General features: G+C 58.9%; 22 protein-coding genes. 9 read left to right on the forward strand and 13 right to left on the reverse strand.

All coding sequences use genetic code 11. From position 1 onward, the window contains the following. Nucleotides 1-106 precede the first annotated feature (106 nt). Nucleotides 107-1,525 carry a PLP-dependent aminotransferase family protein gene (locus PG5_RS09265; protein WP_020796845.1) on the forward strand — a complete coding sequence of 473 codons (1,419 nt, stop codon included), beginning with the start codon at nt 107-109 and terminating at the stop codon, nt 1,523-1,525. A 98-nt stretch (nt 1,526-1,623) separates the two neighbouring features. Here the strand turns inward: PG5_RS09265 and cyoE are convergent, their stop codons facing one another. From cyoE to PG5_RS09305, 7 genes are all read right to left on the reverse strand, one after another. Continuing rightward, complete coding sequence (cyoE, locus tag PG5_RS09270; RefSeq protein ID WP_020796846.1) at nt 1,624-2,511, reverse strand: heme o synthase; 888 nt, start codon at nt 2,509-2,511, stop codon at nt 1,624-1,626. Nucleotides 2,512-2,521: 10 nt separating this feature from the next. Then, nucleotides 2,522-2,857, reverse strand: coding sequence for a cytochrome o ubiquinol oxidase subunit IV (gene cyoD, locus PG5_RS09275; protein ID WP_007916940.1), 336 nt, complete (start codon nt 2,855-2,857; stop codon nt 2,522-2,524). Further along, nucleotides 2,857-3,480, reverse strand: coding sequence for a cytochrome o ubiquinol oxidase subunit III (locus PG5_RS09280; RefSeq protein WP_033038499.1), 624 nt, complete (start codon nt 3,478-3,480; stop codon nt 2,857-2,859). Before PG5_RS09280 ends, cyoD begins: the two co-directional genes overlap by 1 nt. Before the next feature lie 3 nt (nt 3,481-3,483). Beyond that, nucleotides 3,484-5,514: a cytochrome o ubiquinol oxidase subunit I gene (gene cyoB / locus PG5_RS09285; protein WP_020796848.1), complete on the reverse strand. Its 2,031-nt coding sequence runs from the start codon at nt 5,512-5,514 to the stop codon at nt 3,484-3,486. A gap of 3 nt (nt 5,515-5,517) precedes the next feature. Next, nucleotides 5,518-6,453, reverse strand: coding sequence for a ubiquinol oxidase subunit II (gene cyoA / locus PG5_RS09290; protein WP_033038503.1), 936 nt, complete (start codon nt 6,451-6,453; stop codon nt 5,518-5,520). A gap of 815 nt (nt 6,454-7,268) precedes the next feature. Further along, nucleotides 7,269-7,778: a disulfide bond formation protein B gene (locus PG5_RS09300; protein WP_020796851.1), complete on the reverse strand. Its 510-nt coding sequence runs from the start codon at nt 7,776-7,778 to the stop codon at nt 7,269-7,271. A 107-nt stretch (nt 7,779-7,885) separates the two neighbouring features. Then, nucleotides 7,886-8,779, reverse strand: a complete 894-nt coding sequence (locus tag PG5_RS09305) for a LysR family transcriptional regulator (protein WP_020796852.1) — start codon at nt 8,777-8,779, stop codon at nt 7,886-7,888. Nucleotides 8,780-8,900: 121 nt separating this feature from the next. Here PG5_RS09305 and PG5_RS09310 point away from each other — a divergent pair, with 121 nt between their 5' ends. Beyond that, nucleotides 8,901-9,836: a DMT family transporter gene (locus tag PG5_RS09310; RefSeq protein ID WP_020796853.1), complete on the forward strand. Its 936-nt coding sequence runs from the start codon at nt 8,901-8,903 to the stop codon at nt 9,834-9,836. A gap of 21 nt (nt 9,837-9,857) precedes the next feature. Here PG5_RS09310 and PG5_RS09315 read toward each other — a convergent pair whose 3' ends face one another. The 6 genes from PG5_RS09315 to PG5_RS09340 all read right to left on the reverse strand — a co-directional run bounded on the left by PG5_RS09315 (nt 9,858) and on the right by PG5_RS09340 (nt 15,198). Next, nucleotides 9,858-10,634, reverse strand: a complete 777-nt coding sequence (locus PG5_RS09315; protein WP_020796854.1) for an ABC transporter substrate-binding protein — start codon at nt 10,632-10,634, stop codon at nt 9,858-9,860. A 306-nt stretch (nt 10,635-10,940) separates the two neighbouring features. Next, nucleotides 10,941-11,393, reverse strand: a complete 453-nt coding sequence (gene moaE, locus PG5_RS09320; protein WP_020796855.1) for a molybdopterin synthase catalytic subunit MoaE — start codon at nt 11,391-11,393, stop codon at nt 10,941-10,943. Nucleotides 11,394-11,396: 3 nt separating this feature from the next. Continuing rightward, nucleotides 11,397-11,639: a molybdopterin converting factor subunit 1 gene (gene moaD, locus PG5_RS09325; RefSeq protein ID WP_020796856.1), complete on the reverse strand. Its 243-nt coding sequence runs from the start codon at nt 11,637-11,639 to the stop codon at nt 11,397-11,399. Continuing rightward, on the reverse strand, nt 11,636-12,109 hold the full coding sequence (gene moaC, locus PG5_RS09330; RefSeq protein WP_020796857.1) for a cyclic pyranopterin monophosphate synthase MoaC: 474 nt from the start codon (nt 12,107-12,109) through the stop codon (nt 11,636-11,638). Before moaC ends, moaD begins: the two co-directional genes overlap by 4 nt. A gap of 233 nt (nt 12,110-12,342) precedes the next feature. Next, a complete protein-coding gene (locus tag PG5_RS09335; RefSeq protein WP_020796858.1) occupies nt 12,343-13,737 on the reverse strand; it encodes a PhoH family protein in 1,395 nt (464 codons plus the stop codon). A gap of 336 nt (nt 13,738-14,073) precedes the next feature. Beyond that, entirely contained in the window at nt 14,074-15,198 is a 1,125-nt protein-coding gene (locus PG5_RS09340) for a polysaccharide deacetylase family protein (RefSeq protein WP_020796859.1), read from the reverse strand. A gap of 254 nt (nt 15,199-15,452) precedes the next feature. On the opposite strand from PG5_RS09340, the gene yaaA reads away from it, so the two are divergent. From yaaA to algG, 7 genes are all read left to right on the forward strand, one after another. Then, on the forward strand, nt 15,453-16,232 hold the full coding sequence (gene yaaA, locus PG5_RS09345) for a peroxide stress protein YaaA (RefSeq protein WP_020796860.1): 780 nt from the start codon (nt 15,453-15,455) through the stop codon (nt 16,230-16,232). Nucleotides 16,233-17,051: 819 nt separating this feature from the next. Next, on the forward strand, nt 17,052-18,368 hold the full coding sequence (locus tag PG5_RS09350) for a nucleotide sugar dehydrogenase (protein ID WP_020796861.1): 1,317 nt from the start codon (nt 17,052-17,054) through the stop codon (nt 18,366-18,368). Nucleotides 18,369-18,537: 169 nt separating this feature from the next. After that, nucleotides 18,538-20,019, forward strand: coding sequence for a mannuronan synthase (gene alg8, locus PG5_RS09355; protein ID WP_020796862.1), 1,482 nt, complete (start codon nt 18,538-18,540; stop codon nt 20,017-20,019). Between the two features lie 36 nt (nt 20,020-20,055). Then, nucleotides 20,056-21,225, forward strand: a complete 1,170-nt coding sequence (locus PG5_RS09360; protein ID WP_020796863.1) for an alginate biosynthesis protein Alg44 — start codon at nt 20,056-20,058, stop codon at nt 21,223-21,225. 138 nt (nt 21,226-21,363) lie between these two features. Then, nucleotides 21,364-22,743: an alginate biosynthesis TPR repeat lipoprotein AlgK gene (gene algK / locus PG5_RS09365; protein ID WP_020796864.1), complete on the forward strand. Its 1,380-nt coding sequence runs from the start codon at nt 21,364-21,366 to the stop codon at nt 22,741-22,743. Beyond that, nucleotides 22,740-24,230, forward strand: a complete 1,491-nt coding sequence (locus tag PG5_RS09370) for an alginate export family protein (protein ID WP_020796865.1) — start codon at nt 22,740-22,742, stop codon at nt 24,228-24,230. The genes algK and PG5_RS09370 overlap by 4 nt, the downstream gene beginning before the upstream one ends. Nucleotides 24,231-24,256: 26 nt before the next feature. Further along, nucleotides 24,257-25,861: a mannuronan 5-epimerase AlgG gene (gene algG, locus PG5_RS09375; RefSeq protein WP_020796866.1), complete on the forward strand. Its 1,605-nt coding sequence runs from the start codon at nt 24,257-24,259 to the stop codon at nt 25,859-25,861. Nucleotides 25,862-25,871: the final 10 nt, after the last annotated feature.

Raw genomic sequence — 25,871 nt, forward strand, 5'->3', positions numbered from 1 at the left:
GACCATCCAGAAAGTCTGTAAAGCGATGGTAGAAAGAGATGCTTGTCTTGATCAGAGCAAGTTCGTATAGAATCGAACGAACTTTACTGCCGGAGAGACCAGTAAAATGCACGCTCAGCGAGCAGTGATCGCCGCTATCGAGTTCCAGCCGGGTGTGCCGCTGGTGCAGCAGATCGTCGATCAGTTGACGGTGGCGATCAGCAAGGGTGGACTGCCCCACGGCTCCAGGCTGCCACCGATTCGCGAACTCTCCGACCTGATGCACGTGGGCAAGTCCACGGTGGTTGACGCTCTCGATCGCTTGCGCGCCAAGGGGCTGGTGGTGTCACGCCAGGGCTCGGGGCATTACGTGCACCGTTCGAGCACCACCGCCCAGACCAACGCCGGCCCCGACCTGTTGCCCCAGGACACACTCAGCGTGGTCCGCCGCGCGGTCTTGCAGGACAACGGTGCGCTGCGTCCGGGTGCCGGTTTTCTGCCGTCTTCATGGTTGCCTGCCGAAGAGTTGCTCAAGGCTGTGCGCGGCACACTTCGCGCAACGTCACTGCGCATGGGCGAATACGGTAACGCCAGCGGCTACCTGCCGTTGCGCCAGGCCTTGCGGGTCAAGATGTCGACCCTGGGCATCGAAGCGCCAGTCGACCAGATCATTACCACCGCCAACACCGTACAAGCCATCGACATGCTGATGCGCCTGCTGGTCAAGCCCGGCGACACGGTGCTGCTCGATGATCCCTGTTACTTCACGATGCACACCAACCTGGCCTGGCACGGCGCCAAGGTCATCACCATCCGCCGCGATTGCGACGGCATGGACCTTGATGCCCTGGAGCAGTTGCTGATCGCCCACCGTCCCGTGCTCTACTTGACCAACAATGCACTGCACAACCCGACCGGGCACTCGTTCACCTCGGCGCAGGTCTACCGCTTGGTGGAACTGAGCCATCGCTACAATTTCCACATCGTCGAAGATGATCTGTACTGCGACATGCAGCAACGCCGAACGCCGCGCCTGGCCGCGAGCGGGCTGGACAACGTGTCTTACGTCTCGGGTTTCTCCAAGACCCTGACCGCCAACAGCCGCGTCAGCTTCGCGGTGCTGTCCCCACAACTCGCGGCGCGGATGGTGACCCTGAAAATGGCCTGCGGTGGCATGACCTCGGAAATGGCCGAGCAGATTATTTGCACCATGCTCAGCGATGGCAGCTATGCCAAGCACATGCGTCGTACGGTGGACCGGCTCTATGAGTCGAACAGCCGGGTGGCGGCGTGGCTGGGCGAAGCCGGGTGTTCGGTATCGTCGTTGCCTGGAGAAGGCTTGTACATCTGGACGCGGCTTCCCGATGGCTTTGAAGCCGAGGCACTGGCCCGCAAAGGCCTGGAAATCGACCTGGTGCTGGCGCCGGGGACCATGCTCAGCAAAGCGGCGGACGGCAATCGGTTTCTGCGTTTCAACGTGGCGCACAGTGATCATGTGCAGGTGCGGGAGCGGTTTTTCCGGTTACTGGACAAGCCACACAAATAACCGACAACCGCTATCCCCTCGCCACAGATGACATTTCGGCCAACAAAAAGCCCCGCTCTTCTCTCGAAGGCGGGGCTTTTCTTTACAGCGTCCGACGCTTAAGGCGCGTACGTCAGCAGCAACTCGGTCGGCACTTTGAAGTCCAGGGACATCATCACGCTCAACGCGGTAATGGTGAAGATCGAGAACACGAACAGCTTACGTGCCCAGACCGTGTCATCCACTGCCTTGTAGCCGGTCCAGGCCATGTACAACCAGTACATGCCCATGGCTGCCGCGACGGCGAGGTAGCTCATGCCGGCGTAGCCGCTGAAGGTCAGCATCAAGGTCGCCACGAGGAAGGCCAGGATGTAGATCAGGATGTGCTTCTTGGCCACCTGGATTCCGCGCTTCACTGGCAGCACCGGGATCGATGCGGCCAGGTAATCGTTGAAGCGGAAGATCGCGATGGCGTAGGAATGCGGCATCTGCCACAGGCTGAACATCACCAGCAGGGTCAGTGCGGCCATGTCGAAGGTGTTGCTCACCGCGACATAACCGATCACCGGCGGCATGGCGCCAGACAGGCTGCCCACCAGCGTGCCGTGAACCGACTTGCGCTTGAGGTACAGGCTGTAGAAGCCGACGTAGATCACGAAGCCGATCACGGCGAACAAAGCAGCCAACGGGTTGGCTACTTTGTACAACAACGCAACGCCGAGAACACCCAGGACGGTCGCATAGATCAGGGCCAGTTTCAGGGAGATGAGGCCCTGGACCAGCACTCGGTTCTTGGTGCGTTCCATCTTGATGTCGATGTCGCGGTCGATGCAGTTGTTGAACACGCAACCGGAGGCGACGACCAGGGAAGTGCCGATCATGGCTGCCAGAAACACGGCCAGATCGACATGCCCTTTCGAGGCCAGGAAGAACCCGCCTGCCACAGAAAGCACGTTACCGAAAATGATCCCCGGTTTGGTGATTTGGATAAAGTGCTTGAGCGACATCGGGTCTACCTCACTTCGCCATCATGTACGTGTGGATGCTGAACATGATCCACAGCGACAGGCCAACCAGCAGCACGATCACGATGGCCGTAAAGACGAAAGCGATCACGTTGTTACGCTGAGCGATGGAACGGTCCAGGTGCAGGAAGTAATACAGGTGAACGATCACCTGGATCACTGCGAACAGCAGAACGATTGCCAGCGTGGTGGCCTTCGGCAGGCTCGGGTACATCACCAGACCGAACGGGATGACGGTCAGGATCACCGACAGGATGAAGCCGATGGCGTACGACTTTACGCTGCCGTGGCCAGCATCATGGCTGTCATGGGAGTGTGCATTAGCCATTACAGAGTCCCCATCAGGTAAACAACGGTGAATACACAGATCCACACCACGTCCAGGAAGTGCCAGAACAGGCTCAGGCAGCTCAGACGGGTCTTGTTGGTCGACGTCAGGCCCTTTTTCTGCACCTGATACATCATGATCGCCATCCAAATCAAACCGGCGGACACGTGCAGACCGTGAGTACCGACAAGGGTAAAGAACGCGGACAGGAAGCCTGAACGGCTAGGGCCGTAGCCTTCGGAGATCAAGATGTGGAACTCGTTGATCTCCATCGCGATAAAGCCTGCGCCCAACAGGAAGGTCATGCCCAGCCAGGTCAGCACCGCCTTCTTGTTGCCCTTGTACAACGCCAGCATGGCGAAGCCGTAGGTGATCGAACTGAACAGCAGCAGAGCGGTTTCGCCCAGTACGTATGGCAGTTCGAAGATGTCGTGGCCCGACGGGCCACCCGCTACGTTGTTAACCAGTACCGCGTACACCGCGAAGATCGACGCAAACAGAATGCAGTCGGTCATCAGGTAGAGCCAGAAACCGTATACGGTCATCTCGCCCGAGTCGTGGTGGTGGTCATCGTGCCCATGGTCACCATGGGCGTGTCCAACATTGGTCACTAAGTTCGACATGGTTTAAGCCTGTTCCAACGAGGTTTCAACACGGGTGGCGGTGGCCGGGATTTTCCCTGCCGCTACCAGACGCTTGTGCTGCTCGGCTTCGATGCGCTCGATCGTTTCAACCGGGACCATATAGCCCTGGTCGTCACGTGCAGCGTGGATCGCGAAGTAGACGACAGTGCCTACCAGGCTCGCGATTGCCAGCCACCAGATGTGCCAGATCATCGCGAAACCGAACACGGTCAGCAGAGCCCCCATGACCACACCGGTAGCGGTGTTGTTTGGCATGTGGATCGGCTCGTATTTGGCCGGAGCCTTGTACGCGGTGCCGTTTTCCTTGGCTTCGGTGAACGGGTCGATGCAGTCAGCCTTAGGCAGCACGGCAAAGTTGTAGAACGGAGGTGGCGACGAGGTCGACCATTCCAGAGTGTGGGCATTCCACGGGTCACCGTGTTCGCACATGTTCTCTGGCTTCTTGCGGTCACGCACACTGACGTACAGCTGGATCAGTTGGCAGGCGATACCGAAGGCGATCATCACCGCACCGAACATGGCGACGTACAGGTACGGCACCCACTCAGGGTTGGTGGTGGCGTTCAGACGACGGGTCATGCCCATGAAGCCCAGTGCATAGAGCGGCATGAACGCGACGAAGAAGCCCGAAATCCAGAACCAGAACGCTGCTTTACCCCAGCCTTCGTGCAGCTTGAAGCCGAACGCTTTCGGGAAGTAGAACGCGAAACCTGCGATGTAGCCAAATACCGCACCGCCGATGATCACGTTATGGAAGTGCGCGATCACGAACAGGCTGTTGTGCAGAACGAAGTCAGCACCCGGGATGGCCAGCAGTACGCCGGTCATGCCGCCGATGGCGAAGGTCACCATGAAGCCCAGGGTCCACAGCACTTGGCTGGTGAAACGCAGACGGCCCTGGTAGATGGTGAACAGCCAGTTGAACAGTTTCACACCCGTCGGGATGGAAATCAGCATCGTCGCCAGGCCGAAGAAGGCGTTGACGCTGGCACCCGAACCCATGGTGAAGAAGTGGTGCAGCCAAACCATGAAGCCCAGTACCGAGATCGCGCCCGAAGCGTAGATCATCGAGTGGTGGCCGAACAGTTTCTTGCCGGTGAAGGCAGAGATCACTTCCGAGAAGATGCCGAATGCCGGCAGGATCAGGATGTAAACCTCAGGGTGGCCCCAGGCCCAGAACAGGTTGACGTACATCATTGGATTGCCACCAAGTTCATTGGTGAAAATGTGGAAATCCATGTAACGGTCGAGGGTCAGCAGTGCCAGGGTAGCGGTCAGGATCGGGAACGAAGCCACGATCAGGACGTTGGCCCAGGTGCAGGTCCAGGTGAAGATCGGCATGTCCATCAGCTTCATGCCAGGGGTACGCATTTTCAGCACGGTGGCCAGGAAGTTGACCCCCGTCAGCGTCGTACCCAGGCCGGATAGCTGTAGCGCCCAGATGTAGTAGTCCATCCCCACGCCAGGGCTGTATTGCAGGCCCGACAACGGCGGATAGGCAACCCAACCGGTCTTGGCGAATTCGCCGACGCCCAGGGACAGGTTGATCAGCACCACGCCGGAAACCAGCAGCCAGAAGCTCAGGGAGTTCAGGAACGGGAAGGCAACGTCACGCGCGCCGATCTGCAGCGGCACTGCAAGGTTCATCAGGCCGGTGAAGAATGGCATCGCCATGAAGATGATCATGATCACACCGTGGGCGGTGAAGATCTGGTCATAGTGTTCAGGTGGCAGGTAGCCAGGCGAACCCTCGGTGGCCATGGCCAGTTGGGTACGCATCATGATGGCGTCGGCAAAGCCGCGCAGCAGCATGACCATGGCGACGATGATGTACATCACGCCGATTTTCTTGTGGTCGACCGAGGTCAACCACTCGGTCCACAGATAGGTCCACTTCTTGAAGTAAGTGATACCCGCGAACAGTGCCAGACCGCCGAGCGCGATCATGGCGATGGTCACCATCACGATCGGCTCGTGGAATGGGACCGCTTCCCAACTTAATTTACCAAACATCGTTTACTCCTCTGCCCCGGCAGCTGAATGCGAGTTCATGTCCGTAGCGGCCACTTCTTTCTCTTTCTTCTCGTGCTTGACCTTCGGGCCTGGTTTCATGCCTTCGTACTTGTCGACGATGATCTGGAACAGGTTCGGCGTCACCGAGGAGTAGAGCTCGACTGGGTTGTTCTGGCTCTGCTTGGAAAGGGCTGCGTATTCAGCTTGTTCAAGCTGTTTAGGTGCCTTTTTGACTTCACTTACCCAGGCGTCGAAATCTTCCTGGGAAGTTGCGATCGCTTTGAATTTCATACCGGTGAAACCGGCACCGCTGTAGTTGGCGGAGATGCCGTCCATTTCAGCGTTGCGGTCGGCGATCAGGTGCATTCTGGTCTGCATGCCCGCCATCGCGTAGATCTGGCCGCCCAGGCCCGGGATGAAGAACGAGTTCATCACGGCGTCGGAGGTGATCTTGAAGTTGATTGGCGTGTGCGCCGGGAACACGATCTTGTTGACCGTGGCAATGCCTTGTTCCGGGTAGATGAACAGCCACTTCCAGTCCAGCGCGACCACTTCGATGGTCACAGGCTTCACGTCGGATTCGATCGGACGGTACGGGTCCAGCTCGTGGGTCGACTTGTAGGTGATGTAACCCAGGGCAATGATGATCAACACCGGAACAGTCCACACCGCGATCTCGATCTTGGTGGAGTGGTTCCATTTAGGCGTGTAGGTCGCCTTGGTGTTGGATGCGCGGTATTTCCAGGCAAACAGGAAGGTCATCACGATGACCGGGATCACAACCAACAGCATCAGCAGCGTTGCGGTGATGATCAGGTTTCGCTGTTCCAGGCCAACCTGGCCCGTGGGATTGAGCAAGGTCATGTTGCAGCCTCCCAGCAACAACGTGCCGAGCAGCGGCAATAAGCCTAGTAGTCTGGGGTACCTGTTTTTACTCATCTCACGACCTCTAAAGCAGCTTGCGCAATGCAGTTGGGTTTTGATCGCCAACACTTCACCCTGCCAAGGGTTGGCATTTTTCTTGGATTGAATAAGGGCTTGCCCGTCGAGCGTCAGAGGCGTTTCGACAAATCCTGGGCCAGCAGTGAGTTCTTATTCGAATTCGTGGTCAAAGGCCTTGTTACAGCCCAATTCCATTTGGTGCGGATAGTTGGAGGCACCGACACCTGGGCGTCGCATCAAGCCCGAAGGCCTCTCGACACCCTCGTGCCATTCATGCACCAGAGCCAGGGTGAGCAGTGCCGGGAATTCAGTGCGGGCGATTGTAGATATGTAGCGTTTTATAAACCATGTCTTATCCCGAAATAATTTTTATCCCAGCCCGCAACAATCCTGACCCAATTCTGTAAAAGTGGCGCATCTTATCGAAATTGATTCTCAACAAAAACACCAAAAAAAGTAGGGCTACCACCCGCAATTCAGACAGTATCGAAGGTGCGGAAACGACCCTGAATGCCGCCCTGGCCCCGATGAGACAAGGGCTTCGGCAAATCGCCACAACCTGTTAAAACTGCCTGCTTCCTTTTGGGCCGGCGAAAAACCGGCGGCACTCTAACACACCAATTTCATTACAGGAGACTGCACCAATCCGGCACCCGAAAGCGCGCTGCGACACTCGCGATGTGACAACATGTCGCAGACTTGTCGCACCCCTGATTGCCGTGCATCAGGGTGTCCTTGCCTGCCCCCTGAAACGCAAAAACGCCCAGGCCCTCTCATCGAGGACCGGGGCGTTTGGCATCAATCGGATGACTTCAGCGCAGCGACTTTCGATTGCGTAGCGTCAGCAGCGGCACCAGCACCACCACCAGCACGAAGGCCAGCAGCGCCCATTGCGCCAGGGACAACCCCAGGATCGGCGGGTAAGGCGTGGAGCAGAAACCGTCTACCTGGAAACCCAGCGGGAAGATCTTCGCCAGCGGCAAGCCATCGACGATCGGTTGCAGCACATCGATGCCGCAACTGACGGCCGGATAGAACTGCGTATAGACGTGGTGCCCGGCCACCGCGACGCCCGCCAGGGCACAAATGACCACCAGGGTCTCCAGCACCGTGATGCTGCGTCGGGTGCGCATGGCCGCACCGATGAAAGCGAAGAGCGCGATCAACAGCAGCGCGTAACGCTGCAGGATGCACAATGGGCACGGGGCCTCGCCCAAAACCACTTGCATGTATAACGCACCGCCGATCAGCGCCAGGCAGATGATGCCCAACAGCACCAGGTAGCGCCGCTCACGGCCCAGACGCATCGTTTCCTCGCTCATCGTGTTTCCCTTTTGACTTTCGATTGCCCGCCAGTTTACACGCTGGCCTTGACCTTTGAGAGCCTGGCGCGTGCAAGCGGGTATCGTGGGAATAGACGACAGGTCGGTTAAGAAGACATTAACTGTAACGACCCTGGCCCCGAGAACTCGGCCTGCAGCAACTTCACAAACGCCTCACGAGCCGGGTGCCGACCTGCGTTCTCGTGCCAGTAAAAAAGGTTGTCGATGCTCGTCAGTTCCGGGAATTCATATCCCTGGCAGCCTGCCCCGAGACAATACTGCTCGTAGATTCCACGGGGTACCAGCGAGACGCCCGCACCGGCACTGACACAGCCAACGATGGTGCCATAGCTGGCGATGCTGACAATCGGTTGCACCTGGTCATGGCGCAGCAGCCACTGTTCCAGTGCGAAGCGGTACGGGCAGCCCGGGGGCCACATGAAAATCGCCTTGCCCTGCAGATCCGCCGCCTGGCGCAAAGGCCCGTGGGAGGAGGACGCGATGAGAATCAGATCTTCGCGGTACATCACTTCCCGCTGCAGTCCCGGGCGTTCAACGTTCACCGCTACGAACGCCCCATCCAGCCGACGATGTTGCGTGTCGTCGAGCAATTGAGCCCAAGTGCCGGTGCTCAGCTCCAGCATCACCTTTGGGTAGAGCGCGTGGTACTTGGCCAATAGTCGCGGCAAGCGTCCCGTGGCACTGGACTCGATGGCACCAATGCGCAGAGGACCGCTTGGCGCACCGTCGGGGGCCAACGCCCTGCACGCTTCCTCGGCCAGGCCGAGGATTTTCGTCGTGTAATCGAGAAACACTTCACCGGCCGGCGTGATCCGCAATCCTCGGCCATCGCGAGAAAACAGCGGCGTACCGAGTTCACGCTCCAGGGACTTGAGGCGTGCAGTGATATTGGACGGTACGCAATGCAGCACCTCAGCCGCACGCGCGATGCTGCCGAGATGGTGAACCGTGTTGAACATGCGCAGCTGGGACAGCTCCATATCTCACCCAAAGTGAATGCTTGAGTCAGTTTAAGTCACTTGTAGTGAATCTGGATGGTTTTGATAATTCGAGCGAGAGCCATCCAGTCGCACCTTCACACTTTGGGGAATCAGGCAGTCTATGGATTTTATCCAGCGCAAGATCCAGTCTTTCGCCAAAAGCCCTGGCGCTAGAATCGTCCTGGCGGCTTTTTTCGTCATCCTTTGCTGGGCCTATTCGCCCATTGGCATCCACATCGGGTTAGAGGCTTACCAGCCCGGTCATCTGGCGCTGATCCGCTTTCTCATCGCCTCGACATTCATGGCCGGGGTCGCAGGGGTGATGGGTATTTCCCTGCCTCGCCTGAAAGACCTGCCGCTGTTGGCTGTCCTGGGATTCTTTGCTGTTAGTCTGCACCACATCGCCCTCAACTTTGGCCAACGAGAGGTCAGCGCCGGCGCCGCGAGTGTCCTCGCACAATCCACGCCGCTGTTCAGCACGTTACTGGCGCATTTCGTGCTCAAGGAGCGCGTCAACCACTGGCAATGGGTCTGTGTGCTGGGCGGTTTGCTCGGTGCCACTGTCGTGGTCACGGGGGATCGTGGTCTTGGTGAACTGGATGCCCATGGGTTTCTGATTCTGCTGGCGGCATTGTCCTGGAGTGTTTATTTCGCCATGCAAAAACGCCATTCCCATCGCTACAACGGGCTGACAATGGTGTGCTACACCCTTTGGTCGGGCACCATTCTATTGCTTGTGTATGCACCGGGGTTGTGGAGTGAAGTGCAGAAAGCCCCGGCATCGGTCAATCTGGCGGTGCTCATCCTGGGGATTTTCCCCAGTGCCCTTGCTTACCTCGCCTGGGCATATGTACTGGCGCACAGCAACGTGAGCCGCGCGTCCATTTCGCTTTACCTGATTCCGCCCACCGCCATGCTGATGGCCTCGGTGGCCCTGGCTGAACGCCCTTCGATCATGGTCGTCATCGGGATGATCATCGTGCTGACGAGCGTACTTGCCCTCAACCTGAAACCATCGAAATCCAGGGAATCTGCAGCGCACCGGGGGCTTTCGTGAGAAAGCCCCGGGAGCGATCGATCAGTCGCCGTAGATATCGGACTTGAAGTACTGTTGCGAAATCTTCTGGTACTCGCCATTGGCGCGAATGCCGTCGATGGCGGCGTTCAGCTGTGATACCAGCTCGGTGTTGCCCTTGCGTACCGCAATCCCCGCGCCCTCACCCACGTATTTCGGGTCCTTGAGCTCCGGGCCGGCAAATGCGTAGCCCTTGCCGCGCGGCATCGACAGGAAGTCGTTGAGCGGAATGGTGTCGGCAAAGATGGCATCGAGGCGACCGGCTGCCAGGTCCATGTAGATCTCTTCGTTGTTGCTGTAGCGCTTGACGTTGACGCCCTTGGGTTCGAAGACTTCGGTCGCGTAGCGGTCGGTGGTGGTTGCCCGTTGCACGCCAACGGTCTTGCCCTTGAGGCTGTTGTATTGATCATCCACGACTGCGCCTTCCTTCATGACCAGGCGCGACGAGGTGAAGTAGTACTTGTGGGTGAAATCCACCGACTTCTTGCGGTCTTCATTGATGGTCATCGACGACAGCGCCATGTCGATTTTCTTCACTTTCAAGGAAGGAATCAGACCGTCGAACTCGCCCTCGACCCACACGCACTTGACCTTCATCTGCGCGCACAGGGCATTGCCGATGTCGTAGTCGAAACCGACGATTTCGCCTTTGTCGGTCTTGGAGGCGAACGGCGGGTAGGCCGCTTCGATGCCGATACGCAGGGTTTTCTCGGCGGCAAACACGCTGCTGCACGCCAACAAGCTCAGGGCCAGACCGGTGATGAGGGGGAATTTCTTCATGTTCGTTCTCTCGCGGGTTGTTGTTGGTTTGGCAAGATGGAAGAAGAGCAGAAACGGGAGAAGCCTTTTTTGTACTTATAAATCCATACTGGACTTTTATGTATTAGGCGTCAATCCGGCCCGCGCTCTTAAATCACCCTCTGGTCGGGAGGTGAGTCAAGAGAAAATCGGATGTTGCAGATGGCCCCTTCGCGAGCAGGCTCGCTCCCACATTTGAACTTTGAAGAACACACATTCTGTGTTCGACAAAAATCCCCTGTGGGAGCGAGCCTGCTCGCGAAGGCGTACTTGCAGAAGTCGTCGGAGTCACTGCTTCCAGCGATCCGCCGCCGCATGATCGCTGTCACGCCCCTCGACCCAACGCGGGCCGTCGCTGGTGTTTTCCTTCTTCCAGAACGGTGCGCGGGTTTTCAGGTAGTCCATGACAAAGGCGCAGGCGTCGAATGCCGCCTGGCGGTGGGCGCTGGCGGTGCCGACAAAGACAATCGGTTCGCCGGGCTCAAGGGCACCGATGCGATGCAGCACTTCCAGCTTGAGCAAGGGCCAGCGCTGCTCGGCCTCGGTGGCGATCTTGCCAAGGGCCTTTTCGGTCATGCCCGGGTAGTGTTCGAGGAACATCCCGGCGACATCCAGGCCATCATTGAAGTCGCGCACATAGCCGACAAAACTCACCACCGCCCCGACGCCGACATTGGCATCGTGCATGGCGTTGACTTCGGCACCGGGATCGAACGCGGTCGATTGCACGCGAATGGCCATGGCTCAGCCCCCGGTCACGGTAGGGAAAAACGCCACTTCATCGCCATCGCTCACCGGCTCATCGAGCTGGCAGAGGTCTTCGTTGCGGGCGCACATCAGGTTTTGCTCACTCAATACCTCGGCACCCTCACGCTGGGCCAACAGTGCGCGGACGTCATCGACGGTGGCGAAGTCGCCTTGAACCTTCATCGAGTCCAACCCCAGCGCTTCACGATATCGAGCAAAAAACTTCACGGTGACGTTCATGATGGATCCGCCTGAAAATGACCGCTCTTGCCGCCGACCTTTTCCAGTAGCCGTACACTTTCAATGGTCATGCCACGATCCACGGCCTTGCACATGTCATAGATAGTCAAGGCGGCGACACTGGCAGCCGTCAGCGCTTCCATCTCGACCCCGGTCTGCCCGGACAATTTGCAGCGCGCGACGATGCGTACGCTGTCCTCGCCTTCGGCACTGAGCTCGACCTTGACCCCGGTCAGCATCAACGGATGGCACAGGGGGATCAGGTCACTGGTTTTTTTCGCCGCCTGAATGCCGGCAATGCGGGCCACGGCGAACACATCACCCTTGGGATGACCGCCGCTTACGATCATTTGCAAGGTTTCGGGCAGCATGCGCACCAGCGCTTGGGCCGTCGCTTCACGGAACGTCACGGCTTTTTCGGTGACGTCGACCATATTGGCGCGACCTTGGGAATCGAGATGAGTCAGCACGGGGTTACTCCTGATCAGGAGTCCCGATTGTAAACCTGTGGGTCAGATTTCCGCACGCGAGATTATCGGATCACCACAGAACACTGTGGGAGCGAGCCTGCTCGCGAAGGCGTATCAGGCACCTCTGTGTCGACTGACACACCTTCGCGAGCAGGCTCGCTCCGACAATGGGGAATTGTGTCGGGCATGAAAAACCGGGCGGCTTTTGGGGCCGCCCGGTCTGGGTGAAGTGGCTACAGATGCGATTCGGCGTATTCGGCCAGGATCGAACGAGGCACCCCTTGCAGGGTGATGTGCACGCCGTTAGGGAAGTCCTTGAAGCGCTCGGTCAGGTACGTCAGCCCGGAGCTGGTCGCGGACAGGTAAGGGGTGTCGATTTGCGCCAGGTTACCCAGGCACACCACTTTGGAGCCGGCACCGGCACGGGTGATGATGGTTTTCATCTGGTGCGGTGTGAGGTTCTGGCATTCGTCGATCAGGATCAGGCTCTGCTGGAAGCTGCGGCCACGGATGTAGTTGAGGGATTTGAACTGCAACGGCACTTTGCTGAGGATGTAGTCGACGCTGCCATGGGTGCTTTCGTCATCCATGTGCAAGGCTTCGAGGTTGTCGGTGATAGCGCCCAGCCAAGGCTCCATTTTTTCCGCTTCGGTGCCGGGCAGGAAGCCGATTTCCTGGTCCAGGCCTTGCACGCTGCGGGTGGCGATGATGCGGCGGTAGCGCTTGCTGACCATGGTCTGCTCGATGGCCGCGGCCAGCGCGAGGATGGTTTTACCGGAACCTGCGGCACCGGACAGGTTGACCAAGTGGATGTCCGGATCAAGCAAGGCATACAGCGCCAGGCTCTGATAGATGTCACGCGGTTTCAAACCCCAGGCTTCCTGGTGCAGCAGGGGCTCCTGGTGCAGGTCCAGGATCAGCAGTTTGTCTTCCTCGATCTCCTTGATCCAGCCGACGAAACCCTGCTCATCGATGATGAATTCGTTGATATGCACGGCTGGCAGATTGTCGATCAACTGCACCTGGTGCCAGGTGCGACCGTGGTCCTGACGGGTCTCGACCTTGCTTACCCGGTCCCAGAAGGAGCCGCTCATGTTGTGGTAGCCATTAGGCAACAGCGACACGTCGTCGACCAACTGGTCGGTGCTGTAGTCCTCGGCCGCGATCCCACAGGCACGCGCCTTGAGGCGCATGTTGATGTCTTTGGTGACCAGCACCACGGGCTTCTTCGGCTCGCGTGCGTGCAGGTCGATCAGTTGGTTGATGATCCTGTTGTCATTCAGATGCTCAGGCAGAACGATGTGGGGTTCAGCCTGCTTGCTCATCAGAATTGACAGCAATCCCTTGGGCCCGCTCTTGCCCCGCTGGATCGGCACGCCCTGCTCGACGTCCTCGGGCGAGGCATCACCCAGGGTCTTGTCGATCAGCCTGATGGCCTGGCGACATTCGGCGGCAACGCTGTGATGCCCGCTCTTGAGCTTGTCGAGTTCCTCAAGCACGGTCATCGGGATCGCGACGTGGTGTTCTTCGAAGTTAAGCAGCGCGTTTGGATCGTGAATCAATACGTTGGTATCGAGTACATAAAGGATTGGCTGGTTGGAAGAAGAGCTACGTCCGTGATCATCCATACTCGGTCACCTTTGTCAGAGCCAGTGGACGCAATACCTTGGCGGTGCTGCGCCTCGAAGTGACTACCGAATACACCTGCGGGGACTCAAGTGTTCTGCATACATGCGGGGTCTTGGAAGACGCCACCTGTGTTGCAGGTTTCGGCGGTCTGTCTTCGTAATACTCCAAAACCCATGACAGAAAAAAGCACTTTGACGCTTTTTTGAAGTTTATTTTGCAGAGTGACGAAAAGCCCTTGGCGGACTGCCATCACTTGTTTACAGTCGGAGATCAACCTGCAGCAAAACCCCCTCAAAAATCGCCACTTACCCAATGTTTCCGGGCTTTGGCCGTTTTCAGCGGAACCCTTCCTGACAGTCTTCCCAACCGATCCCGCTTTGCGCCGTTTGCGTGATCAGCCAGGGCAACGCCGTTTTCACCCCGTCCTGTTTCACATTGAAATTGATTACCCCATGGCGCCACAGCAGCATCAGGGTCAACACCCGTTGCGCACTCTGGCTGCCCTTGAGCTTGCCCGCGCCGTCCTGGGCATCGATATCCCACAAGGCGACCTGCAACCCCTGGGCTTTGAAGAAAGCGCCGGCGTCGGCGCGACGCTGGCCGTCGGGCGGGCGAAACAGGGGGACGAAGTTTTCCGGCAGTTTGTTCTTGGCCGGCTCGACGCTGCGGCGTACCGAGTCCTGCCAATCCTGCCAATGGCTGTGGGAGCGAAACTCCCAGCCCTGCACACCGACGCACTGGGTTGACCAGGTTGCTTGCAGACTGGTCCCCGGGCGCTCGCCCAGGCGCGCCTGGAGGTCCTTGCCGAGCACGAAGAACGTGCCGCTCAGGTTGGCCTTGCGCAAGTACTCGGCGACCCAGTCGGTATTGTCCGGCACGGCATTGGCGGCGCTGTCGAACGTCAACAGGAACAGCCGGTCATGCATCGCGTCGCCATTGCGCTCATAGTCTCCAAAATGATCGACTTCACTGCTGGTTTGCGGAAACAGTGCCGCCTTGCGCAGTTGCTCATCCAGGTACTGGGTGTGGAACAGGCGACTTGGTTCGGCCCAGCGTATGTAGTAGCTGTCTTCGCTGAGCTGGAACTTGCCAGCCTGCTCGCGCAAGGTGGCCATGTCCTCGACCAGGAAACAGAAGGAGGCATCCTGGTCGCAACTCTGTTGGGCGAAGTTGTAGTTGGCCAACAGGCGTTGCCATAGACGCTGGCGAACACGATTGACCGACTCCAGGTTGATCGTGCGCAGGCCCAGGCGTTGCGCCAGTGCCGCTTCGTCCAGGGATTCACTGGCCAGCAGCACACGGGCGAACATGAGGATTTCGGCACGCGACGCGACATCGAACAGGGTCGGGTTGTCGAGCTTTTCCGGCCAGGTGCTGCGATCCAGCGTGGCCACTTCACCTGGCGCCGCCATGACGCCGAAGCCCAGCAGCCAGGCGCTGAGCAGAAAAACGATACGCAATGGGATGTCTCCATAACAAAACCCGGGCGGCACTATATCGCGGGAAGATCAAAAGATCGCAGCCTCGCTTCGCTCGACAGCTCCTACAGGAATGCATGTTCCGATTTCACGCCAACGCGGTCCCGTAGGAGCTGTCTCGCGAAGCGAGGCTGCGATCTTGTCCCATGACACCACCGATCACCTATCACACCCATAGCTGGAGTCAACGATGACAACCCCCTAGAATCGCCGCCACGATTAAAGGAGACGACTTCATGCTGATGGTGATTTCCCCCGCCAAGACCCTTGATTACGAAACACCGCCGGCGACCCAGCGCTTTACCCAGCCGCAGTACCTCGACCACTCCCAGGAACTGATCCAGCAATTGCGCGACCTGACCCCGGCGCAGATCAGCGAGTTGATGCACGTTTCCGACAAGATCGGCGGGCTCAACGCCGCCCGATTTGGTAGCTGGACACCCGCCTTTACCCCGGCCAACGCCAAGCAGGCTTTGCTAGCCTTCAAGGGCGACGTCTACACCGGGCTCAATGCACAAACCTTCAACGAAGCCGACTTCGACTACGCCCAGCAGCATCTACGCATGCTTTCGGGCCTGTATGGCCTGCTACGCCCCCTGGACCTGATGCAACCGTACCGCCTGGAAATGGGCACCAAGCTGGCCAATGCCCGGGGCAAGGACCTGTATGCCTTCTGGGGCACACGTATCAGCGAGTGGTTGAACGAAGCCCTGGCCGATCAGGGCGATGACGTGCTGCTCAACCTGGCCTCCAACGAGTATTTCTCGGCGGTCAAGCGCAGCGCCTTGAAGGCACGCATCATCAACACCGACTTCAAGGACCTGAAGAACGGTCAGTACAAGATCATCAGCTTCTACGCGAAAAAGGCCCGGGGCATGATGAGCCGCTTCATCATCGAAGAGCGCATCAACGATCCGGCAGACTTGAAAAAGTTTGACGTTGAAGGCTATCGGTACAGTGCCGAACAGTCTAAACCAGACAGTCTGGTGTTCCTGCGCGACCACACTTCAGAGTAAGCAACTGATCGGTGCGCGACTCATGAGCTGTCGCGCACCGATGCCTGATCGTCCGACAATCCCCCGCCCCATTCGTCGATCCTTTGACGCCAAAAAACCAACACCCAATTTGCTAACTTTTGTTTCACTGGACGTCAGTGATTTTTTTTGTAGTGGCACTGAAAATTTTTCTCAGTAGTGGCACAAAACTACCAGACAGGACATTGAGCCAATATATAAAGGGCCAAATCGCAAGTGCTATCAATATGAGAGCAGTGCCATCTTTCTCAATATTTCAAGAAATTTCAAAATTCGCGATGGGTGGGCTGGAACTATGTCCAAATGCGTAGCTCATACCACCTGTAACGAATCTCTCAATGCGTGTACGAGATAACTTACGCAGAGAAGAGATCTACGCAGCCAAGTTGTCATATTAACTTTGGCAGACTGATCTCTGATTTGGGCAACACATTAAGGACTGGAGATACGCATATCACTATCCCTTACAAGGCCAAGGCTGCGCCCCCTATAAACGTGCTTCCCTGAGCACCCAACCGCTTGATTTACAGGCCTCACGGCCTGGCTTTGAGCGCGCAAGACCTTTGCCCATTGTCTTCTGACTGGAAGACCGGCTGCATGGCAAGGCACATCAGAACAATAAGGCCTAGTTGCGCACACTTTGAGTGAACTGTTTAGACACTCGAAACTTTGAATGCCTGCACGCGACACTGTGGCGCCTATAAGCCGTAGTTGCCCGTGCACTATGACCGCTGAACACCCTTAACTTCGGCCAACTAATGGCCCGATGAAAACAGGCTTGATAATAGAGAGGTAATTGCGATGCGCATCAGCATATTTGGTTTGGGTTACGTTGGCGCCGTCTGTGCCGGTTGCCTGTCTGCACGGGGCCATGACGTCGTTGGCGTCGATGTTGCCAAAGACAAGATCGATATGATCAACGCCGGCAAATCGCCGATCGTTGAACCGGGCCTGGGCGAACTTCTGGCGCAGGGAATCGAGACTGGCCGTCTGCGCGGCACGACCAACTTCGCCGAGGCGATTCGCGATACCGACCTGTCGATGATTTGCGTCGGCACGCCGAGCAAGAAGAACGGCGACCTGGAACTGAACTACATCGAGGCCGTGTGCCGCGAGATCGGTTTTGTCCTGCGCGACAAGACTACCCGTCACACTATCGTGGTCCGCAGCACCGTTCTGCCGGGTACCGTGGCAAACGTTGTCATCCCGATTCTCGAAGACTGCTCCGGCAAGAAGGCCGGTGTCGATTTCGGTGTCGCGGTCAACCCTGAGTTCCTGCGTGAAAGCACCGCGATCGCCGACTACGACCAACCGCCAATGACCGTCATCGGCGAGTTCGACAAGGCCTCGGGCGACGTCCTGCAATCGCTGTACGAAGAACTCGACGCGCCGATCATCCGCAAGGACATCGCCGTTGCCGAAATGATCAAGTACACCTGCAACGTGTGGCACGCCACCAAGGTGACCTTCGCCAACGAGATCGGCAACATCGCCAAGGCCGTCGGCGTCGATGGTCGTGAAGTGATGGACGTGGTTTGCCAGGACAAGACCCTGAACCTGTCCCAGTACTACATGCGCCCAGGCTTCGCCTTCGGCGGCTCCTGCCTGCCCAAGGACGTGCGCGCCCTGACCTACCGCGCCGGTTCCCTGGACGTCGAAGCACCGCTGCTCAACTCGCTGATGCGCAGTAACGAGTCCCAGGTGCAGAACGCCTTCGACATCGTGTCCAGCCACGACAAACGCAAAGTCGCGCTGCTGGGCCTGAGCTTCAAGGCCGGCACCGACGACCTGCGCGAGAGCCCATTGGTTGACCTGGCAGAAATGCTGATCGGCAAGGGCTACGACCTGAGCATCTACGACAGCAACGTCGAGTACGCCCGTGTCCACGGTGCGAACAAGGACTACATCGAGTCGAAGATCCCGCACGTCTCGTCCTTGCTCAATTCCGACTTCGACGCGGTGATCAACAACTCCGACGTGATCATCCTCGGCAACCGTGACGAGAAATTCCGCGCCCTGGTGCAGAACGTCCCGCACGGCAAGCAAGTGATCGACCTGGTCGGCTTCATGTCCAAGGCCACCAGCACGGATGGCCGGGCTGAAGGCATTTGCTGGTAACCGGCGGGTTGTAAGCGCTTCAAGCTGATCGCCAGCAAGCCGGCTCCTACAGATCACCGCAAATCTGTAGGAGCTGGCTTGCCAGCGATGGCGTACCTGAGATCGCCATCGCCGACAAGCCGGCTCCTACAGGGGCGCGAGACTTGCAACTGACTTTAGGATTCCGATTATGCACAGGCTAAAGAACGGCCTACTCCAGGCCGCCGGTTGGCTGTTTTATCTAAGTTTACTGATGGGCATCGCCATGGCGCTGCCTGTGTCCACGTTCGACTCCGAGTCGAAGGACTTCATTTTCCTGATCGGTATCGTCGGTATCTGGCGCTACTCGATGGGTGCCACGCACTTCCTGCGCGGCATGCTGTTCCTGTACGTGGTCTATCCGCACCTGCGGCGCAAAGTGCGCAAGCTGGGCAAGGCGGCGGACCCGTCCCACGTATTTTTGATGGTCACCAGTTTCCGTATCGACGCCCTGACCACCGCGCAGGTCTACAGCTCAGTGATCCGCGAAGCGATCGACTGCGAGTTGCCGACCACCGTGGTCTGCTCCATCGTCGAAATGTCCGATGAACTGCTGGTCAAGAGCCTGTGGAGCCGGATGAATCCGCCTGCCCGGGTGAAGCTCGACTTCGTGCGCATTCCCGGTACAGGCAAGCGCGATGGCCTGGCTTTCGGTTTCCGCGCCATCTCCCGTCACCTGCCGGACGACCGCGCCGTGGTGGCCGTGATCGATGGCGATACCGTGCTCGGCGAAGGCGTCGTGCGCAAGACCGTGCCGTGGTTCCAGCTGTTCGGCAACGTCGGTGGCCTGACCACCAACGAATTCTGCGAAGTGCGCGGCGGCTACATCATGAGCGAGTGGCACAAGCTGCGTTTCGCCCAGCGTCACATCAACATGTGCTCGATGGCCCTGTCCAAGCGCGTGCTGACCATGACCGGGCGGATGTCGGTGTTCCGTGCCACCGTGGTCACCAACCCGGAATTCATCGCCGACGTGGAAAGCGACTCGCTGCAACACTGGCGCCTGGGTCGTTTCAAGTTCCTCACCGGCGACGACAAGTCCAGCTGGTTCAGCCTGATGCGCCTGGGCTACGACACCTTCTACGTGCCTGATGCCGCGATCAACACCGTCGAGCATCCTCCGGAAAAGAGCTTCATCAAGGCCAGTCGCAAGCTGATGTTCCGCTGGTACGGCAACAACCTGCGGCAGAACTCCCGCGCACTCGGCCTGGGGGTCAAGCGCCTCGGTGCGTTCACATCCGTGGTGTTGTTCGATCAGCGCGTGTCGATGTGGACCTCGCTGCTGGGCCTGACCGTGGCGTTGATCGCCAGCTTCAAGTACGGCACCGCGTTCATCCTGGTGTACCTGCTGTGGATCGGCATCACCCGCCTGATCCTGACCCTGCTGCTGTCGTGCTCCGGCCACCGGATCGGTCCAGCCTACCCAGCGATTCTCTATTACAACCAGATCGTTGGCGCACTGGTGAAGATCTACGTGTTCTTCCGCCTCGACCAACAGTCCTGGACTCGCCAGCCCACTGCCCTGACCCGTGATCTCGCCAGCTTTCAACGTTGGTTCAACACCTGGTCGTCTCGGACCATGACCTTCTCCGCCGGCAGCATCTTTGTCGCCGTGCTGCTGATGATGGTCTGACCGCCCCCTTTTTGAATTAACCAGGAAATCGCCTTTATGAATACCGCCGTCAACGCCAACGTAGTGCACGAATCCGAAGCCCAGCGCCAACACGCCCGCGTGAAAATCCCGGCCAAGCTGCGTTTCTTCGGCCCTGACCGGACCCCGGTCGAGGCGCGAGTGATCGACCTTTCCGCCGGTGGCCTGGCCTTCAACGCCGGGCAACTGCCACTGAAAGTCGGCGACAAGTACAAGGCCCGACTGCAATTCGTCATCGACAACCTTGGCCTGGCCATGGACGTGGAATTGCAGGTACGTTCCTGCGATCGCGAGACCGGTCGCACCGGTTGCCAGTTCCAGAACCTGGAGCCGCAAGACATTTCGACCTTGCGCCACCTGATCACGTCGCACCTGGCCGGCGACATCGTCACCATCGGCGAAGTGCTGGCGACCCTGCAGCGCGACAACTTCACCAAGGCGCGCAAGAACAAGGATGGCGGTCACGGCATGAGCGCCTTCGGGCGCATGAAAGCGGTGACCTTCAGCCTGGGGATTTTTGTCGTCGGCCTGGCGGCGTTCGGCTTCATCTTCAAGTCGGTGTACGGCATGTACTTTGTCAGCCACGCCCAGGCGGGCATTGTCAGCGTGCCGGGTGTGAACATCACCATGCCCCGCGACGGCACCGTGCAGAGCCTGGTGAAAGCTGATGGCGTTGCCGCCAAAGGCGCGCCGCTGGCAACCTTCAGCACCAGCATGCTCGACGTGCTCAAAGGTCACCTGGAAGACGATCAACTGGCCCCGGCCAAGGTTGCAGAGCTCTTCGGCAAGCAAATGACGGGCACCCTGACGTCGCCTTGCGATTGCATCGTGGCCCAGCAAATGGTGTCCAACGGTCAATACGCCAGCAAGGGTGACGTGATCTTCCAGCTGGTGCCACGCAACACCGAAGCCAACGTCGAGGCGCGCTTCTCCTATCGCCAGTTCAGCGACGTATTGCCGGGCACCCCGGTGCGCTTCCAGATCGCCGGCGAAGACAAGACCCGCACCGGCAAAATCGTCAGCAGCACCAGCCTGAAAAGCGCCGACCTGTCCTCCGACATCCGCGTACTGATCCAGCCTGACGAAGCCCTGGGCAGCAACCTGGCCGGCCGTCCCGTGGAAGTTAACAGCGACCGTGGCCCTAACCTGAACTGGCTGATCGATAAAGCCATGGCTGCTGGTCTGTAACCGGAGGACATGCCTGTGACGATTCCACCAATCCTCAGAACACCAAAAGCCCTGTGGGAGCGAGCCTGCTCGCGAAGGGCTCAGCGCGGTCTGTCTGATGCACCAAGTGGTCTGCTTCGCGAGCAGGCTCGCTCCCACATGGGATCTCTGTGTGCAGTAGCATTGGCAGTCAGCCTGGCGGGTTGCGCCGGCCTGCCCGACCAACGCCTGGCCAACGAAGCGCTCAAGCGTGGCGATACCGCCACCGCGGCGGCGAACTACCAGCAACTGGCGGAGCTGGGCTACAGCGAAGCCCAGGTCGGCCTGGCCGATATTCAGGTCGACAGCCGCGACCCGGCGCAGATGAAACAGGCCGAGGCGACCTACCGCGCCGCCGCCAGCGTTTCACCGCGTGCCCAGGCACGCCTGGGTCGCCTGCTGGTGGCCAAACCTGGTTCAACCGAAGCTGAACAGCACGAAGCCGAAGGCCTGTTGAAAAAGGCCTCGGCCGCCGGTGAAGGCAACACCCTGATCCCGTTGGCGATGCTGTATCTGCAATATCCGCACAGCTTCCCCAACGTCAATGCGCAACAGCAGATCAGCCAATGGCGCGCCGAAGGCAAACCGGAAGCGGGTCTGGCGCAGGTGCTGCTCTATCGCACCCAAGGCACCTACGACCAGCATCTCGATGAAGTCGAAACGGTCTGCAAAGCCGCGCTCAACACCACCGACATCTGCTACGTCGAACTGGCCACGGTCTACCAGAAACAAGGTAAACCGGAACAACAGGCCGAGCTGATCAAGCAGATGCAGGCGGCGCACAGTCGCGGCACCGTCTCCGCCCAGCGGGTGGACAGTGTGGCTCGCGTGCTCGGCGATGCGAGCCTGGGCAAGACCGACGAAAAAACCGCGCAGTCGCTGCTCGAAGAGATCGCCCCCGGCTACCCCGCTTCCTGGGTCAGCCTGGCGCAACTGCTCTATGACTTCCCGGAACTTGGCGATGTCGACCAGATGATGAAGTACCTGGACAACGGCCGCGCCGCTGACCAACCGCGCGCCGAGCTGCTGCTGGGCAAGCTCTACTATGAAGGCAAGATGGTCCCGGCCGACGCCAAGGTCGCCGAGGAACACTTCCAGAAAGCAGTCGGCCGCGAAATCGCCGCCGATTACTACCTCGGCCAGATCTATCGCCGTGGCTACCTGGGCAAGGTCTACCCGCAGAAGGCCCTCGACCACCTGCTGACCGCTGCGCGCAATGGCCAGAACAGTGCCGACTTCGCCATCGCCCAACTGTTTTCCCAAGGCAAAGGCACCAAGCCTGACCCACTCAATGCGTACGTGTTCAGCCAGCTCGCCAAGGCCCAGAACACCCCACAAGCCACCGAGCTTGCGCAAACACTTGAAGCCCAACTGCCACCTGCGCAGCTGGCCCAGGCCCAACGCCTGTTGAAACAGGAACAGGCCGTTCGCGGCAACTTGAGCCAGAACACGCTGCAACTGCACGCCCTGCAAGAAGAAGACGGCGAGGAATCCCTATGAAGTTGAATCCATTCATGAAGGCCGGTATCGGCCTGACGTTCGCGCTGATCTGGTCCTGCCCGACACTGGCGGCGATGACAGAAGAAACCAAGAACTACGGCCTGGACGTGAAAATCACCGGCCAGTCCGAGGACGACCGTGACCTCGGCACCCAGAGTGGCGGCGACGTCAACGGCCTGGGCCTGGACTTGCGCCCTTGGGTGTATGGCGAGAGCGGCGCGTGGAGCGCGTATGCCATGGGCCAGGCCGTGACGTCAACGGACATCATCGAGACCGACACCTTGCAGGAATCCGCCAGCGATGGCACGCAGAATACCGACAACAGCGACCGCAAAACCAAGAAGAACTACCTGGCGATGCGCGAGTTCTGGGTCGGCTACAGCGGCTTCACGCCCTACCCCGGCGAGATCCTCAAACTCGGTCGCCAGCGTCTGAACAACGATGACGGTCAATGGCGTGACACCAACATCGAAGCCCTGAACTGGACCTTCGACACCACGCTGTTGCGCGCCAACGCCGGTATCGCCGAACGCTTCAGCGAGTACCGCACCGATCTCAAGGAACTGGCACCCAAGGACAAGGACCGCCTGCACGCCTACGCCGATGCCGAATACCAGTGGACACCAGGTCATTGGGCCGGCATCCGCGGTCATCACACCCACGATGACGGCAAGCTGGACTACGCGCAGCCAGGGGTTGCCAGTGATTCGCTGGACAAGAAACAGAACGGCGACATCAGTTGGCTGGGCCTGCAGGCCAACAGCGACGCCTATAACTGGCGCAACACCAACACCTTCAACTACTGGGGCAGCATCACCGGCATGAGTGGCGACCGCGATACGGTCAACCCGCTGAACGCCGATGGAACCGCCCCCGCGCAACCCAAGAGCAGCGGCAATGTCGATGGCTGGGCTACCGACCTCGGTGTACGCCTGCGCCTGGATCCGCAATGGCAGGTCGGTGCCGCCTACGCCCGTGCCAGCGCCGATTACGAACAGAACGGCCTGGAAAGCAACCGCTCGAACTACACCGGTACCCGCTCGCGGGTGCACCGTTTCGGCGAAGCCTTCCGTGGCGAAATGAACAACATGCAATCGGCCACGCTGTTCGGTTCATGGATGCTTAACGACGAATACGACGCCAGCCTGATCTACCACAAATTCTGGCGTGTCGACGGTAACAAGCCGATCACCAGCGACGGCATTGACGCGGTGCAGAACAACACCGACGACGTTACCGGCGCCGTACTGTCCAGCACCTCCCTGCCGCTCAACGATGGCGACAAAGACCTCGGCCAGGAAATGGATCTGGTAGTCACCAAGTACTTCAAGCAAGGCCTGTTGCCGGCGGCGTTGAGCCAGAAGATCGATGAACCTTCGGCCCTGGTGCGCTTCCGCGGCGGTGTGTTCAAACCGGGCGATGCCTATGGCAAAGAAGTCGATTCGTACATGCACCGCGCGTTCGTCGACGTGGTCTGGCGCTTCTGATGCACATTGCGAAGGGAGTCTCCCAGATGAATCATCAAGCCATGAAAGGCTCGATCAGCCTGTTGGCCAGCGCGTTGCTACTGGCCAGCGCGGCCAGCTTCGCCAACGCAGCGCAGGCCAATGTGGAGTCGGCGGCGCCTCAAGCAACCAAGCCGGTCACCATGGCCAAGGGACTGCAACACGCCAGGACCTACACCGTCAGCAGCGCGCCGGTCGCGCCGCTGGAGTTGGCCAAGCCGAAACTGCCGGACACCTCGGGCTACACCGCCGAGGCGATCGCCGCGAAAATCGTGCGCACAAAGGCCGGCAAGATCAGCGTGCGCCGGATGATGCAAGAGAACGCCCTGAAGGACTTCATCGGTGGCGACAACAAGATGGCCGAGTGGGTGGTGCGTCAGCACGGCATCCCACAGGCGATCTTCGTCGACGACGGCTACATGAACCTCAAGGACCTGGCCAAGAAGCTACCCAAGCAGTACTTCAGCGAAACTTCGCCGGGCGTATTCCTGGCCAGATTGCCGATCGTCGTGGGTGAGAAAGGCATCCTGGAAATCGACCAACAGACCCAGGAACTGCGCCTGTCCCAGGAGGCCGGTTCGTTCCTGGTCAACGACGGACAGTTGTTCGTGCGTGATACCAAGGTCACTGGCTGGAGCGAGAAGGCGAACGGCCCGGCGGCCTTCAAGTCGCCCAAGGAATTCCGCCCGTTCCTGCTGGCCTGGGGTGGCACCGAGACCTACATCGCCAACAGCAAGATGGCCAGTTTCGGCTACGCCAACAGTAAGTCCTACGGTGTGAGTATTTCCCAGTACACGCCGAACATGGCGAAGGTGCTCAAGCGTCCTGAACCGACCGGCTGGATCATCGGTTCCGAATTCTCGGACATGTGGTACGGCTTCTACTGCTACGAAACCCGCGATTTCGTGGTCAAGGGCAACACCTACAAGGACAACATCGTCTACGGCATTGACCCGCATGACCGTTCCCATGGCCTGATCATTGCCGACAACACGGTGCATGGCACGAAGAAGAAGCACGGGATCATCATTTCCCGTGAGGTCAACGACAGCTTCATCTTCAACAACCGCAGCTACGACAACAAGTTGTCGGGCATCGTGATCGACCGTAACAGCATCAACAACCTGATCGCCTACAACGAGATCTACCAGAACCACACCGACGGCATCACTCTCTACGAGAGTGGCGACAACCTGCTGTGGGGCAACAAGGTGATCAGCAACCGGCGCCATGGCATCCGCGTTCGTAACAGCGTGAACATCCGCCTCTACGAAAACATCGCCATGGCCAACGGCCTGACCGGCGTCTACGGGCACATCAAGGACCTGAGCGACACCGACCGTGACATCAAGCTCGACCCGTTCGACGCCCAGGTGTCGCTGATCGTGGTCGGCGGTGAACTGGCGGCCAACGGCAGTGGCCCGCTGTCCATCGACTCGCCGTTGAGCGTCGAGTTGTATCGCGTGTCCATGCTCGCACCGACCAAAACCAGCGGCATCAGCTTCACGGGGATCCTCGGCGAGCGCCAGGATGAAATTCTCGACCTGCTGGTGCGCCAGCAGAAAGCCGTGCTGATCGACCCTGTCGAACGCCAGACCGAAATGCAGGACTGAGGATAATTTT

It is taken from the genome of Pseudomonas sp. G5(2012), from assembly GCF_000408945.1.
Classification (GTDB): domain Bacteria; phylum Pseudomonadota; class Gammaproteobacteria; order Pseudomonadales; family Pseudomonadaceae; genus Aquipseudomonas; species Aquipseudomonas umsongensis.